The sequence below is a fragment of the Massilia timonae CCUG 45783 genome (genome assembly GCF_000315425.1).
GTDB classification, from domain to species: Bacteria; Pseudomonadota; Gammaproteobacteria; order Burkholderiales; family Burkholderiaceae_D; genus Telluria; species Telluria timonae.
Window position 1 is genome coordinate 496,427 of sequence record NZ_JH992925.1, and the last position, 13,267, is coordinate 509,693.

General features: G+C 64.4%; 9 protein-coding genes. 4 read left to right on the forward strand and 5 right to left on the reverse strand.

Translation table 11 applies throughout. From position 1 onward, the window contains the following. Window positions 1-103: 103 nt before the first annotated feature. Window positions 104-2,374, forward strand: a complete 2,271-nt coding sequence (locus HMPREF9710_RS22490; RefSeq protein WP_005670229.1) for an OPT family oligopeptide transporter — start codon at window positions 104-106, stop codon at window positions 2,372-2,374. Between the two features lie 54 nt (window positions 2,375-2,428). Here the strand turns inward: HMPREF9710_RS22490 and HMPREF9710_RS22495 are convergent, their stop codons facing one another. Beyond that, window positions 2,429-3,340 (reverse strand): NAD-dependent epimerase/dehydratase family protein, encoded by a 912-nt coding sequence (locus HMPREF9710_RS22495; protein WP_005670230.1) that lies wholly within the window; start codon window positions 3,338-3,340, stop codon window positions 2,429-2,431. Between the two features lie 105 nt (window positions 3,341-3,445). Here HMPREF9710_RS22495 and HMPREF9710_RS22500 point away from each other — a divergent pair, with 105 nt between their 5' ends. Beyond that, the gene (locus HMPREF9710_RS22500) at window positions 3,446-4,345 is read left to right on the forward strand and encodes a LysR substrate-binding domain-containing protein (RefSeq protein WP_005670231.1); all 900 of its coding nucleotides are present in this window, start codon (window positions 3,446-3,448) and stop codon (window positions 4,343-4,345) included. A 60-nt stretch (window positions 4,346-4,405) separates the two neighbouring features. On the opposite strand, the gene HMPREF9710_RS22505 is transcribed toward HMPREF9710_RS22500, so the two are convergent. Further along, window positions 4,406-5,854 (reverse strand): peptide MFS transporter, encoded by a 1,449-nt coding sequence (locus HMPREF9710_RS22505; protein WP_229409910.1) that lies wholly within the window; start codon window positions 5,852-5,854, stop codon window positions 4,406-4,408. Between the two features lie 323 nt (window positions 5,855-6,177). On the opposite strand from HMPREF9710_RS22505, the gene ppnN reads away from it, so the two are divergent. Continuing rightward, window positions 6,178-7,584: a nucleotide 5'-monophosphate nucleosidase PpnN gene (gene ppnN / locus HMPREF9710_RS22510; protein ID WP_005670233.1), complete on the forward strand. Its 1,407-nt coding sequence runs from the start codon at window positions 6,178-6,180 to the stop codon at window positions 7,582-7,584. Between the two features lie 162 nt (window positions 7,585-7,746). Here ppnN and lysS read toward each other — a convergent pair whose 3' ends face one another. The 3 genes from lysS to prfB all read right to left on the reverse strand — a co-directional run bounded on the left by lysS (window position 7,747) and on the right by prfB (window position 11,097). Then, window positions 7,747-9,285, reverse strand: a complete 1,539-nt coding sequence (gene lysS / locus HMPREF9710_RS22515; RefSeq protein ID WP_005670234.1) for a lysine--tRNA ligase — start codon at window positions 9,283-9,285, stop codon at window positions 7,747-7,749. Between the two features lie 26 nt (window positions 9,286-9,311). After that, entirely contained in the window at window positions 9,312-9,977 is a 666-nt protein-coding gene (locus HMPREF9710_RS22520; RefSeq protein WP_005670235.1) for an HAD family hydrolase, read from the reverse strand. A 15-nt stretch (window positions 9,978-9,992) separates the two neighbouring features. Beyond that, window positions 9,993-11,097, reverse strand: a protein-coding gene (gene prfB, locus HMPREF9710_RS22525) for a peptide chain release factor 2 (protein ID WP_143054595.1) whose coding sequence is annotated in 2 segments (ribosomal slippage) — window positions 9,993-11,015 and window positions 11,017-11,097 — 1,104 coding nt in all. Because the reading frame shifts where the segments join, the coding sequence is not laid out codon by codon here. 123 nt (window positions 11,098-11,220) lie between these two features. On the opposite strand from prfB, the gene HMPREF9710_RS22530 reads away from it, so the two are divergent. Then, on the forward strand, window positions 11,221-13,233 hold the full coding sequence (locus HMPREF9710_RS22530) for a bifunctional 2',3'-cyclic-nucleotide 2'-phosphodiesterase/3'-nucleotidase (protein ID WP_005670237.1): 2,013 nt from the start codon (window positions 11,221-11,223) through the stop codon (window positions 13,231-13,233). Window positions 13,234-13,267 lie beyond the last annotated feature (34 nt).

The following is a 13,267-nucleotide window of genomic DNA, read 5'->3' on the forward strand; positions in this document are numbered from 1 at the left end:
TAATCGCTTTCAATCGGCGCTTTCTTTCCGTTCGTGCATGTGCGATATTCTCGCTTTGGTCCGCCGCCGGCACGGCGGGCCGCATCCGTAACGAAGGAATTCCATGCCATTCGACTCGAAACCGGTGGGCTTCAAGCCCTACATCCCCGCCACCGCCCAGCTGCCCGAAATGACGCCGCGCGCCCTGATCATGGGCGTCATCCTGGGCATGATCTTCGGCGCGTCCTCGCTCTACCTGGTGCTGAAGGTGGGCCTGACGGTCAGCGCCTCGATCCCGGTGGCGGTGATCGCGATCACCCTGTTCGGCATGGCGAAGAAGCTTGGCGCGCGCGAATCGACGATCCTCGAGAACAGCGTGGCCCAGACCGCCGGTTCGGCCGGCGAATCGCTGGCCTTCGGCCTGGGCGTGACCATGCCGGCCATCATGATCCTCGGTTTCGACCTCGAGATCTCGCGCGTGATGCTGGTCGGCGTGCTGGGCGGCCTGCTCGGCATCCTGATGATGATCCCGCTGCGCCGCACGCTGATCGTCGACCAGCACCGCGAACTGAAATACCCGGAAGGCACGGCCTGCGCCGAGGTGCTCAAGGCCGCCGCCACCGACGTCTCGCGCGAGGCTGCCGGCGAAGTGCGCGATTCGGCGAGCGCGGAAGGCAGCGAGGCCATGAAGACGGCGAAACGGCGCGCGATGCTGATCTTCGGCGGCTTCGGCATCGGCATCCTGTACAAGACCCTGAGCGTGTCGTTCAAGGGCTGGCGCGACACCATCAACTTCGAGTTCGGCGCGCCGCTCAAGACCGGCAGCATCGGCGCCGAAGTCTCGCCCGAACTGGTGGGCGTCGGCTACATCATCGGCCCGCGCATCGCCTACACGATGGCGGCCGGCGGCGTGCTGGCCTCGCTCCTGCTGGTCCCGATGATCAAGTTCTTCGGCGAGCTGGCGACCGTGCCGCTGTCGCCGGCCACGATCCCGATCCGCGACATGACGGGCGACGACATCCGCGCCTCGTACATCCTGTATATCGGCGCCGGCGCGGTGGCGGCCGGCGGCCTGATCTCGCTGGCGCGCTCGCTGCCGACGATCTGGAACGGCCTGCGCGGCGGCCTGGCGGGCGTGAGGCAGGGTTCGAAAGGCGACGAGTCGCTGCGCACCGACCGCGACATTCCGATGAAGTGGGTGATGATCGGCTGCCTGGCCATCATCGCCATCATCTCGCTGGCCGCGCCGCTGCACATGAACGTGCTGGGCGCGGTGCTGATCCTGGTGTTCGGCTTCCTGTTTGCCACCGTCTCGTCGCGCCTGACCGGCGAGATCGGCTCGTCGTCGAACCCGATCTCGGGCATGGCCGTGGCGACCCTGCTGTTCACCTGCCTGATCTTCCTGGTGATGGGCTGGACCGGCGGCCAGTACTACGTGACCGCGCTGTCGGTCGGCGCCATCGTCTGCATCGCCGCCAGCAATGCCGGCACCACCTCGCAAGACCTCAAGACCGGCTACCTGGTCGGCTCCACGCCGCGCATGCAGCAATATGCGATCCTGTGCGGCGCCTTCGCCTCGGCCCTGATCCTGGGACCGATCCTGCTCAAGCTGAACGAAGCCGGCACCGTCTACGTGCCGGCGGCGCAGGTGGCGCCCGGCCTCACGGTCGACGCCTCCAAACTGACCGACACCGCGCAACTGCAGGGCCCGCAGGCCAAGGACGACCCTAACACCTATAAGGTCTGGCACAAGACGGACACCGTGGGCGGCCCGGCCGGCAAGTACTTCGTCGACGCGGCGGGCAAGGTGGTGTACCTGGTCGACCCGGGCATCAACGGCCACCACAGCACGCGTCCGGACGGCACCGAGGTGAAGAAATACGATGCGCCGAAGGCGGTCTTGATGTCCTACATCATCAAGGGCATCCTGGACCAGGAACTGCCGTGGACGCTGGTGCTGTTCGGCGTGATGATCGCGATCGTGCTGGAGATGGCGGGCATCGCCTCGCTGGCGTTCTCGGTCGGCGTCTACCTGCCGCTGGTGGCGACCCTGCCGATCGCGATCGGCGGCACCGTGCGCTGGCTGGCCGATCGCCGCAACAACAAGCTGCCGCAGAATGCGCACCTGAACGAAGAAGAGCGCCAGGAGGCGGGCGACCGCAGCGCGGGCGTGCTGCTGGCCTCGGGCTATATCGCCGGCGGCGCGCTGGCGGGCATCATCATCGCCATCACGGCCGGCGTGTTCACCGACTTCGACGCCGCGATCGGCGCCTGGGCCCAGGCCTCGAACCCGTTCTTCGCCGGAGAGAGCGCGAACTGGCTCAGCATGATTCCGTATGGCGCCATCGTGCTGCTGCTGTGGTGGGTGGCGCGCGAGAAGGTGAAGAAAGCCTGAACCCGAAACGACAACGCCGGCTTCGCGCCGGCGTTGTTTTTGGAGGTCAGTCGATCAGACGTAGGCCAGGTCGTGTTGGCGGATCGCGCTGTCGATCCAGTCGTCGGCATGGCTGAAGCGGTAGCCGAGTTCTGTTGCGCGGCCGGTGTCGAGCGTCAGCGGCGTGAGCAGGTCGAACGGCGACGGACTGCCCGCGGCGACCTTGCGTGTGCGCGCCGCGACGCCCAGCGCCGCCGCCACGCGGCCATGCAGCTCGTAGGCCGAGAATGCGCCGTCGGACGCCGCGTTTACCGGCCCCGTGAAGTCCTGGGCGCCGGCCCAGACCAGGAAGTCGGCCGCCTCGCGCGCCTCCAGGAAGGAGGTGCGCGCCCTGGCGCTGGTGTACTGCAGCACGGCGCCCTGGCGCACCAGGTCGACATAATGGGCCAGGCGGCCGGTGAAATCGTCCGGCCCCCCCAGCACGTGACCGAGGCGCGCGCTCACCACCGGCATGCTGCCGGCGCGGTACAGATAGGCCTCGGCCTGCACCTTGCCGGCGACATAGCTGCCCGTCGCGTGCGCCGGATCGTGCCATGGATAGGCGGTATCGATCGGCTGGGCGTCGACGTGCAGCGATTCCTCGTCGAAGGCCTGCGACTGCGGTTCCAGCGCGCGGTAGACGTCGATGGTCGAGGTCATGACGTAGCGCCCGACGTTGCCGCCGAAGACGCGGCTCGAGATCGCCGCGTCGAGCGGCGAATAGCACATCTGGTCATAGACGATGTCGAACTTCACGCCGCCAAAGGCGGCGCGCATGGCGTGTTCGTTGCGGCGGTCGACCCGGACGCGCGTGATGCGCGCGCCAAAGGGATCCGGCGCGTAGCCGCGGGTGGCGATGGTGACGTGGTGGCCGGCCCGGACCAGGCGCTGCACCAGCAGCTTGCCGAAAAACCGGGTTCCACCGATCACGAGAATATTCTTGGGCATGGCGCTTCCTTGTGTGATCACCACTATTTTCCTAGCGGCAGTACAATTCATCAAACGAGAAAAAGACAGGTCAATGAATAAGAAAAACTTAGTCATGGAAGCCAAATGAAGGCCTTACGCAGTCTTTCCGGCCTGATCGACTTCGAATGCGCCGCGCGCTGGGGCAGTTTCAAGCTGGCCGCGCACGAGTTGCACAAGACCCCGGCCGCGGTCAGCCTCCAGGTCAAGCAGCTGGAAGAAACCATTGGGTTTGCTCTGTTCGTGCGGCATCCACGCCACATCGCGCTGACCGAAAAGGGGCAGGAACTGGCGATCGCCACCGCCCGCATGCTGGGCGAGCTGCGCGCCAAGGTCACCGCCTTGCAGAGCGGCGACGAGGAGGCGGTGCTGCGCATCGCCACCACCCACTCGTTCGCGATCAAGTGGCTGGTGCCGCGCATGCACCGTTTCACCAAGCTGTATCCGGAACTCGACATCCGGCTCGATTCGAACGACGCCCCGGTCGACCTGCAGGCCGACAGCACCGACGTCGCGATCCGTTATGGACCCGTGACCGACGGCGATCCGACGGTGCTGTTCCGCGAGCGGCTGGTGCCGGCCTACAGCCCGGAGCTGCTGGCGCCCGGCCAGGCGGCGCTGACCTTGGCCGACCTCACCGAGCATCGCCTGTTGATCGTGCACTCGCCCGAAGCCTGGCTGCAGCTGCTCAACGAGAACCGCGCGCTCAAGGGAGAGTATGATTTCTCGCGCGCCTACAGCCACTGGGGCGTGCTGGTGCAGGCCGCGGTGGCCGGGCAGGGCGTGGCCCTGGTGCCGTACGGGATCGCGTTCCAGGACATCGCTTCCGGCGCGCTGCGCCTGATCCCCTGCCGCAGCGTGCCGTTCGCGAACGGCTACCGCTTTCTCGCCAATCCGCACAAGGAACACATGCTCAAGGTGCGGCGTTTCCGCGAGTGGATGGTGGCCGAGATGGCGGCCATGAGCGCGCATCTCGATTACCGATAAGCGGCTTGGAATGCAAAACGGCGGCCCGCGGGCCGCCGTTTTCAATGAAGCATGACGCGCTTACTTCACGCCGTGCATCAGTTTCTGGATCACCGGCGCCAGCAGCAGCAGCAGCACGCCGCCGCCCAGCAGCGACCAGAAGCCGAAGCTGTAGCCGCCCAGTGCCGACGCGACCGACATGCCGGATTCGCCCGAGACGTGCGAGGCGAAGATGCCCGACAGGTTGTTGCCGATGCCGGTCGACAGGAACCAGCCGCCCATGCCGAGGCCCACCAGGCGGGTCGGGGCCAGCTTGGTCACCATCGACAGGCCGATCGGCGACAGGCACAGCTCACCGATCGACTGGATCACGTAGACCGCGAACAGGGTCCAGAACGGGATCTTGCCGTTGTCGTTGATCAGCTGCGACAGCGCGTACATCAGGAGGCCGAAGGCCAGCGCGTTGAACACCAGGCCGAGACCGAACTTGCGCGGAATCGACGGGTTCGCGTTGCGCTTGCCCAGCATCACCCAGATCGCGGCGATGATCGGCGCGAACACGATGATGGCGACCGAGTTCACTGACTGGAACCAGGCGACCGGGAAGATCCAGCCACCGAAGTCGCGGTCGACGATATTATCGGCCAGGAAGGTGAACGAGCTGCCGGCCTGCTCGAAGAAGCACCAGAACAGGATGTTGAAGAAGAAGATGATCATCATGGCCCAGGTCTTGTCGCGCGCGACCTTGCCTTCGCGGATGCCTTCCATGACCAGCATCGCGGCCAGGCCGACGAACAGGACGGTCAGGAGGATCTGCAGGTTGTTGGCGCCGGCCTGCAGCAGCAGGTACATGACCGGGATGACGACCAGCGCGCCGACGACCGTGAAGATCAGGCGCTTCGGATTGGCCAGGTCGCCGATCGGCGCGCCGATGCCCTTCAGGGACTTGCGGCCGATGTAGAACCAGACCAGCGAGATCAGCATGCCGATGCCCGAGGCCAGGAACACGATCTTGTACGACGGCATGGCCTGGGTGCCGAACACCTTCTCGGCCAGGATCTGGGTCAGGATCGGCGCGAAGAAGGCGCCGACGTTGATGCCCATGTAGAAGATGGTGAAGCCCGAATCGCGGCGGGTGTCGTTCAGCGCATACAGCTGGCCGACCATGGTCGAGATGTTCGGTTTGAACAGGCCGTTGCCGACGATGATGGTCGCCAGGCCCAGCTTGAAGACGTCATGGTTCGGGATCGAAATCATGAACAGGCCGGCCGCCATGAAGATGGCGCCGACCAGGATCGAACGCTGGTAGCCGATGATGCGGTCGGCGACATAGCCGCCGAAGACGGCGCCGGCATACACCAGCGCGAGGTAGGAACCGTAGGTCAGGTTGGCGTCGGCCTGGCCGGCCGCGTCGCCGCCGTAGAACTGGGCGACGATGTAAAGGACGAGTGCCCAACGAATGCCGTAGAAAGCGAAGCGCTCCCAGAATTCGGTCATGAACAGCATCCACAGCGGTGCTGGGTGGCCCATGATCTGCTTGAATTCTGGAAGAGGTCGGCTGGCGGGTGTAGTAGCTGCACCGCTCATGCGGTTCCTCCCGAAAATGTAATGACTGAGTAATAGTTATATGGAGCGATTCGAAGGTCGAACATTCCAATAGGCACGCATTCTAGTGCATATTCTTCATCACAAGAAAACTTTTTCCGGATGTGTTAATACGGTTCGAAGATGGTGCGCCGCACTGTGCACGCCTCACGATTTTGGGGCGTGCAGCGAGCACGAACCGCGGCGGTTTGGCGTATATTGCTGTAAAGGCCGTAACGTTTCTAAGAAGAGAAGAGGAAAACCCGACCATGACCCACGACGTAGTCGATACACTCGTTTCACCCGAAAGCCTGCAACTGGTCGATACCCTGATTTCGCCCCAGGGACGGCTGGAAGTCCTGTCGAAGGCCGAGGTGGCCAAGTTGCTCGAGACCGGCAAGGCCGGCCTGTACGATGTCTTCCGCAAATGCGCGCTGGCGGTGCTCAATACCGGCAGCGACATCGACGACGGCAAGGAGCTGCTGGAGCGCTACGCCTCCTTCGACATCAGCATCCTGCAGCGCGAGCGCGGCATCAAGCTCGACATCCGCAACGCGCCGGGCAATGCCTTCGTCGACGGCAAGATGATCCGCGGCATCCACGAGCACCTGTTCTCGGTGCTGCGCGACATCGTGTTCGTCAATTTCGACGTCACCGACAATCCCAAATTCGACCTGACCCGCAGCGAGGGCATCACCGACGCCGTCTTCCACATCCTGCGCAACGCCAACGTGCTGCAGCCGCAGCGCAATCCCAACCTGGTGGTGTGCTGGGGCGGCCACTCGATCAGCCGCATCGAGTACAACTACACCAAGAAGGTCGGCTATGCGCTCGGCCTGCGCGAGATGGACATCTGCACCGGTTGCGGTCCGGGCGCCATGAAAGGCCCGATGAAGGGCGCCACCATCGGCCACTCCAAGCAGCGCCTTGGCAGTGGGCGTTACCTGGGCATCTCGGAGCCGGGCATCATCGCGGCCGAGTCGCCGAACCCGATCGTCAACGACCTGGTGATCATGCCGGACATCGAGAAGCGCCTCGAGGCCTTCGTGCGCACCGGCCACGGCATCGTCGTGTTCCCGGGCGGGGCCGGCACCGCCGAAGAGATCCTGTACATCCTGGGCATCCTGCTCCATCCGGACAATGCCGAGATCCCATTCCCGCTGGTGTTCACGGGGCCGGCGTCCGCGCGCGATTACTTCACCCAGATCGATCAATTCATCGGCGTGACCCTGGGCGAACAGGCGCAGCGGCGCTACCAGATCATCATCGACGACCCGGATGCGGTGGCGCGCGCGATGCAGGCCGGCGTGCAAGAGGTGCGCGCCTTCCGCAAGGCGCATAGCGACGCCTATTACTACAATTGGCGGCTCAAGATCGACCACGAGTTCCAGAAACCGTTCAAGCCGACGCACGAGAACATGCGCAACCTCGACCTGCACCGCGGCATCCCGACGCACCTGCTGGCGGCCAATCTGCGCCGCGCCTTCTCGGGCGTGGTGGCGGGGAACGTGAAGGAAGAGGGGATTCGCGCGATCGAGCAGTACGGCAAGTACGAGATTCAAGGAGAGGCCGAGATCATGGGGCCGATGGATGCGCTGCTTGCGTCATTCGTCGAGCAGAGCCGCATGAAATTGCCGGGCAAGGCGTATACGCCTTGCTATACGATCGTGCAGTAACGGTGGCATATCCGTGGGGTGGATGGCTTGCCGTCCACGCGTTCAACCGGCGTCGATTGACCGAGCATCCTTCAAACGATGTTTGAACGCGTGGACGGGAGACCCGTCCACCCCACGACATCGCCACAAACAAAAAAGCCGCCTTTCGGCGGCTTTCATCCATCAGTCTTCCTTGCGCAAGTGCGGGAACAGCAGCACGTCGCGGATATTCGGCGAGTCGGTGATCAGCATCATCAGGCGGTCGATGCCGATGCCGCAGCCGCCGGCCGGCGGCATGCCGTATTCCAGCGCGCGGATGTAGTCGGCGTCGTAGAACATCGCCTCGTCGTCGCCCGCATCCTTGGCGGCCACCTGGGCCAGGAAGCGCGCGGCCTGGTCTTCCGGATCGTTCAGCTCCGAGAAGCCGTTGGCGATCTCGCGGCCCACCATGAACAGCTCGAAACGCTCGGTCACGCCTTCGCGGGTGTCCGAAGCGCGCGCCAGCGGCGAGACTTCGGCCGGATAGTCGACGATGAAGGTCGGCTCCCACAGCAGCGCTTCGGCGGTCTCTTCGAACAGCGCCAGCTGCAGCGCGCCCAGGCCGGCGGTGGCGAACGGCTTGACGCCGAATTTGGTCTTCAGTTCAGTCTTGATGAACTCGGCGTCGTTCAGCTGTTCCGGCGTATAGCCCGGCGCGTACTTGTCGATCGCCTCGACGATGGTCAGGCGCTGGAACGGCTTCGACAGGTCGAGCTCGCGGCCGCCGTAGCTCAGCACCGCGCTGCCCTGGGCATCGATCGCGGCCTGGCGGATCACCTGTTCGGTGAAGTCCATGATCCACTTGTAGTCGGTATAGGCCGCGTAGAATTCCATCATCGTGAATTCCGGGTTGTGACGGACCGACACGCCTTCGTTGCGGAAGTTGCGGTTGATCTCGAACACGCGGTCGAAGCCGCCCACGACCAGGCGCTTCAAGTACAGTTCCGGCGCGATGCGCAGGTACATTTCCATGTCCAGCGCATTGTGGTGGGTGATGAAGGGCTTGGCCGCGGCGCCGCCCGGGATCGGGTGCAGCATCGGGGTCTCGACTTCCATGAAGCCGTTCTTTTCCATGAAGCGGCGCATCGACGACATCGCGGCGGTGCGCGCCTTGAAGGTGCGGCGCGTCTCTTCGTTCATGATCAGGTCGACGTAGCGCTGGCGGTACTTGGTCTCCTGGTCGGCCAGGCCGTGGAATTTGTCCGGCAGCGGGCGGATCGCCTTGGTGATCAGGCGCAGCGCGGTCACCTTGACGGTCAGCTCGTCGGTCTTGGTCTTGAACAGCGTGCCTTCGACGCCCAGGATGTCGCCCAGGTCGTAGCTGCGCAGCGCTTCCATGGCTTCCTCGCCGGCGTTGTCGAGGGCGATGTACACCTGGATGCGGCCCGATGCCGCCGGGCCGGAACTATCCTGCAGGGTGGCGAAGGCGGCTTTCTTGCCCGCTTCGCGGCGCAGCATCATGCGGCCGGCCAGCACGACGGCGACCGGTTCGGCTTCCAGCTCTTCGCGGGTCTTGCCGCCATAGATTTCGACCAGGTCGGCCGCCTTGTGCTGCGGGACGAAATCGTTGGGGAAGGCGACGCCTTTCTCGCGGATCGCACCCAGCTTGGCGCGGCGCTCGGCCATGATCTTGTTTTCGTCGGCCGCCAGCAGTGGAGCCTGTTCTTGGTTTTCGGTGTTCATGTAATTTGATTCTAGTTTTGGTTGGTTCAGGCCAGCAGCGTCTCAACGTCCAGCTGCGTGAAATCGTTGACGACGGCGATCACGTTGTCGAACTCGGCGAAGGCCTGGGCCGGCAGGGTGGTGGTGAGCACCACCGCGCGCATGCCGGCGCGGCGCGCCGCTTCCACGCCCAGCGGCGCGTCCTCGAACACGATGCACCCGGCCGGCATCGTCTCGCAGCGGTCGGCCGCCTTCAGGAAGACGTCCGGATGCGGCTTGCCGCGCGGGACGTCGACCGTGCCGACGACCACCGCGTCGAAGCGGGGGCGCAAGTCCATCTCGTCGAGGATGAAGCGCGCGCTGCCCGGCGAAGCCGAGGTGGCCACCGCCAGTTTCCAGCCGCGGGCGCGGCCGGCCTCGATGAAGGCATCGAAGCCGGGGAGGGTCGCGCGGTGCGGGCCGTACAGCTCGCGGTACAGATCTTCCTTCTCGTGGTTCAGCGTCGCCAGCTCGTCGTCGGTGAGGTCTTCGCGGATGTAGTGGCGCAGGATTTCCTTGCCCTGGCGGCCGGCCGTGTCGCGAAAGAAGGCATCGGGCTCGATGACTTTCCCGCGCCGCGCGAAGAAGGTGATCCACGCCTTGGTGTGGAAGTCCATATTGTCGACGATGGTGCCATCCATGTCGAAGATCAGCGCGCGGGCGGGAGTGGTCATCGGGGCTCTACCTTATTAAACGTTCTGCTTGAGGGATGCGGAGATGAAATCGTCCAGATCGCCGTCGAGCACGTTCTTGGTATTGCCCGTCTCGAAGCCGGTACGCAGGTCCTTGATGCGCGACTGGTCGAGCACATAGGAGCGGATCTGGTGGCCCCAGCCGACGTCGGTCTTGGAGTCTTCCAGTTTCTGCTGCTCGCTCATGCGGTTACGCAGTTCGAGCTCGTACAGCTTCGCACGCAGCATGTCCCAGGCCTCGGCCTTGTTGCGGTGCTGCGAACGGTCATTCTGGCACTGGACCACGATACCCGATGGGGCGTGCGTCAGGCGCACCGCAGAATCGGTCTTGTTGATGTGCTGACCGCCGGCGCCCGATGCGCGGTAGGTGTCGATGCGCACGTCGGCCGGGTTGATCTCGATCTCGATCGAGTCATCCACTTCCGGATACACGAACAGCGAGGTAAACGAGGTATGGCGGCCGTTGGCCGAGTCGAACGGCGACTTGCGCACCAGGCGGTGCACGCCGGTCTCGGTGCGCAGGTGGCCATAGGCATACTCGCCGTCGACCTTGATGGTGGCGGTCTTGATGCCCGCGACCTCGCCCTCGGACTGTTCGAGGATCTCGGCCTTGAAGCCCTTGCGTTCGCAGTAGCGCAGGTATTGACGCAGCAGCATGGAGGCCCAGTCCTGGGCTTCGGTGCCGCCGGCGCCGGCCTGGATGTCGATGAAGCAGTTCGCATGGTCCATCGGATTGCTGAACATGCGGCGGAATTCCATCGCCTCGATGACTTTCTGCACTTCATCGAGGTCGCCCGACACCGCTTCGATGGTGTCGTCGTCGCCTTCTTCGCGCGCCATGTCGAACAGGTCGCGAGCGTCGGCCAGGTCGCCCTTGGCCTTTTCGAGGACGAGGACGACGCCTTCCAGCGCCTTCTTCTCTTTGCCCATTTCCTGGGCTTTCTTCGGGTCGTTCCAGATCGATGGGTCTTCCATCTCCTGGTTGACCTGTTCTAGTTTCTCCGACTTCTTATCGAAGTCAAAGATACCTCCGAAGTTCGGCCTCACGACCGGTCAGGTCGTTCAGCAGGGCGGAAATGGCGTTGATGCGTTCGGCTTCCATGGTCTCGGCAGTCTCATTGGTTGGTTGAATCGAACCGGGGATTATACCTGACGTGGCCGTATGGATTGCCATGGGAGTCGCCGCTGCCGTATCATCGGCCCCGTCTAGTTTCCCGGATTCCCCATGAACCGCATTTTGCGTTACCAGATTGGCATGGCCTTCGCGCCGCTGCTGCTCATCCTTCCCGTCCACGCCACCCAGGCTCCGAGCGGTGCGACCGCCGTGCTGGCCGTGCTCGAGACGTCCGACCTGCATTCGAACGTGGTCGGCTACGATTACTACAAGCTGGCGCCGGACGCCTCCATCGGCTTCGATCGCACCGCCACGCTGATCCGGCAGGCGCGCAAGGAATTCGCCAACACGCTGTTGCTCGACAATGGCGACACGATCCAGGGCACGGCTTTCGCCGACTACCAGGCGCTGGTCAAGCCGCCGGCCTGCGACCAGGTGCTGGGCATCTATAAAATCATGAACGCGCTCGGCTACGAGGGCGGTACCGTGGGTAACCATGAGTTCAACTATGGCCTGCCATTCCTGAACCAGGTCACGGGCAGCAGCTTCCAGGTCAAGGACGTCGCGCCGCAGGCCAAGCCCTGCGCCGGCCCGAACTTCCCGATCGTGCTGGCCAATATCCACAGCCTGCAGACCGACCAGCCGCTGTTCGCGCCCTACAAGATCATCGACAAGAAGATCGTCGCGACCGGCAAGGACGGCAAGCAGGTCGAGAGCACCGTCAAGGTGGGCATCATCGGCTTCACGCCGCCCGAGATCATGGCCTGGGACAAGCGCTGGCTCGAGGGCCGCGTCAAGCCGGTCGACGTCAAGGCCAGCGCCGAGCGCTACATCCCCGAGATGCGCAACAAGGGCGCGGAACTGGTGGTGGTGCTGGGCCATTCGGGCCTCGACGACGCGGCCTATTCGCCGAAGATGGAACACACCAACTGGCACCTGGCCAAGGTGCCGGGCGTCGACGTGGTGCTGATGGGCCACTCGCACCAGCTGTTCCCGAACAAGGACAGCAGCGTGCCCCAGTTCAACCTGCCAGGCGTGGACAAGGCGCGCGGCCTGGTGCACGGTGTGCCCGCCGTGATGCCGAGCCAGTGGGGCAAGCATCTGGGCGTGGTCCAGCTGCACCTGAAGTCGGACGGCAAGCACTGGACGGTCGAGAAGGACAAGACCGTGGTCGAGGCGCGTTCGACCCAGACCGCGCCGAAGACCTTCGTCGCGCCGGACCCTGAAGTGACGGCGCTGGTGCGCGCCGAGCACGAGGCGACCATCGCCTACGTCAAGACGCCGGTCGGCAGGTCGGCGTTTCGCATGACGACCTATTTCGCCGACGTCGGCGATCCATCGGCGCTGGAAGTGGTCAACCGCGCCCAGGCCGAGTATGTCCGCAAGTACGTCCAGGCCAACCTGCCGCAGTACGCGAAGCTGCCGGTGCTGTCGGTGACGGCGCCATTCAAGGCCGGTTTTCCGACCGTGGCCGACTACACCGACGTGCCGGCCGGCGACCTGGCCCTGAACAACGCGGCCGACCTGTACCTGTTCCCGAATTCGCTGTATGCGGTGAAGGTCGACGGCGCGGGCCTGAAGGCGTGGCTGGAAACGGCGGCGGGGCGTTTCAACACCATCGATCCTGCGAAGCGAGAGGCGCAGGAGCTGGTCAACAGCCGCTTCCCGAGCTTTAACTTCGACACCATCACCTCGCCCGACGTGAGCTACGAGATCGACGTGACGCGCGCGCCGGGTGAGCGCATCCGCAAACTGTCCTACCAGGGCAAGCCGGTCGAGGCCAATCAGGAATTCCTGGTGGCGACCAATAACTACCGCGCCAGCGGCGGCGGCGATTTCCCGGGCCTGGATGGCAGCAATGTGGTGCTGGCTTCGCCCGACAATAACCGCGACATCCTGATCGACTACATCCGCAATGCCAGGGAACTGAGCCGCAAGGCGCAGGGCGCGGCGCGCAGCTGGCGCTTTGCCCAGGTGAAGACCGCCGGGCCGGTGGTGTTCCATTCGGCGCCTGAGCTGGTCGCGCTGGCGCGGGAGGCGGGGATCGACAACGTCAGCCAGTTGAAGGCCGACGATGGCAGCGGCAAGGGCACGGCCTTGTACGCGGTGGACCTGTCGAAGTAAGCGAAGCAACAACGTGAAGCAAAGACGCCGGCGA

What these genes read in the sequence shown, in the direction of transcription:
- ppnN (WP_005670233.1), top strand. Translation starts at nt 6,178, where the DNA reads ATGACCCACGACGTAGTCGATACACTCGTTTCACCCGAAAGCCTGCAA.
- HMPREF9710_RS22530 (WP_005670237.1), top strand. Translation starts at nt 11,221, where the DNA reads ATGAACCGCATTTTGCGTTACCAGATTGGCATGGCCTTCGCGCCGCTG.
- HMPREF9710_RS22500 (WP_005670231.1), top strand. Translation starts at nt 3,446, where the DNA reads ATGAAGGCCTTACGCAGTCTTTCCGGCCTGATCGACTTCGAATGCGCC.
- HMPREF9710_RS22495 (WP_005670230.1), bottom strand. Translation starts at nt 3,340, where the DNA reads ATGCCCAAGAATATTCTCGTGATCGGTGGAACCCGGTTTTTCGGCAAG.
- HMPREF9710_RS22490 (WP_005670229.1), top strand. Translation starts at nt 104, where the DNA reads ATGCCATTCGACTCGAAACCGGTGGGCTTCAAGCCCTACATCCCCGCC.
- lysS (WP_005670234.1), bottom strand. Translation starts at nt 9,285, where the DNA reads ATGAACACCGAAAACCAAGAACAGGCTCCACTGCTGGCGGCCGACGAA.
- HMPREF9710_RS22520 (WP_005670235.1), bottom strand. Translation starts at nt 9,977, where the DNA reads ATGACCACTCCCGCCCGCGCGCTGATCTTCGACATGGATGGCACCATC.
- HMPREF9710_RS22505 (WP_229409910.1), bottom strand. Translation starts at nt 5,854, where the DNA reads ATGGGCCACCCAGCACCGCTGTGGATGCTGTTCATGACCGAATTCTGG.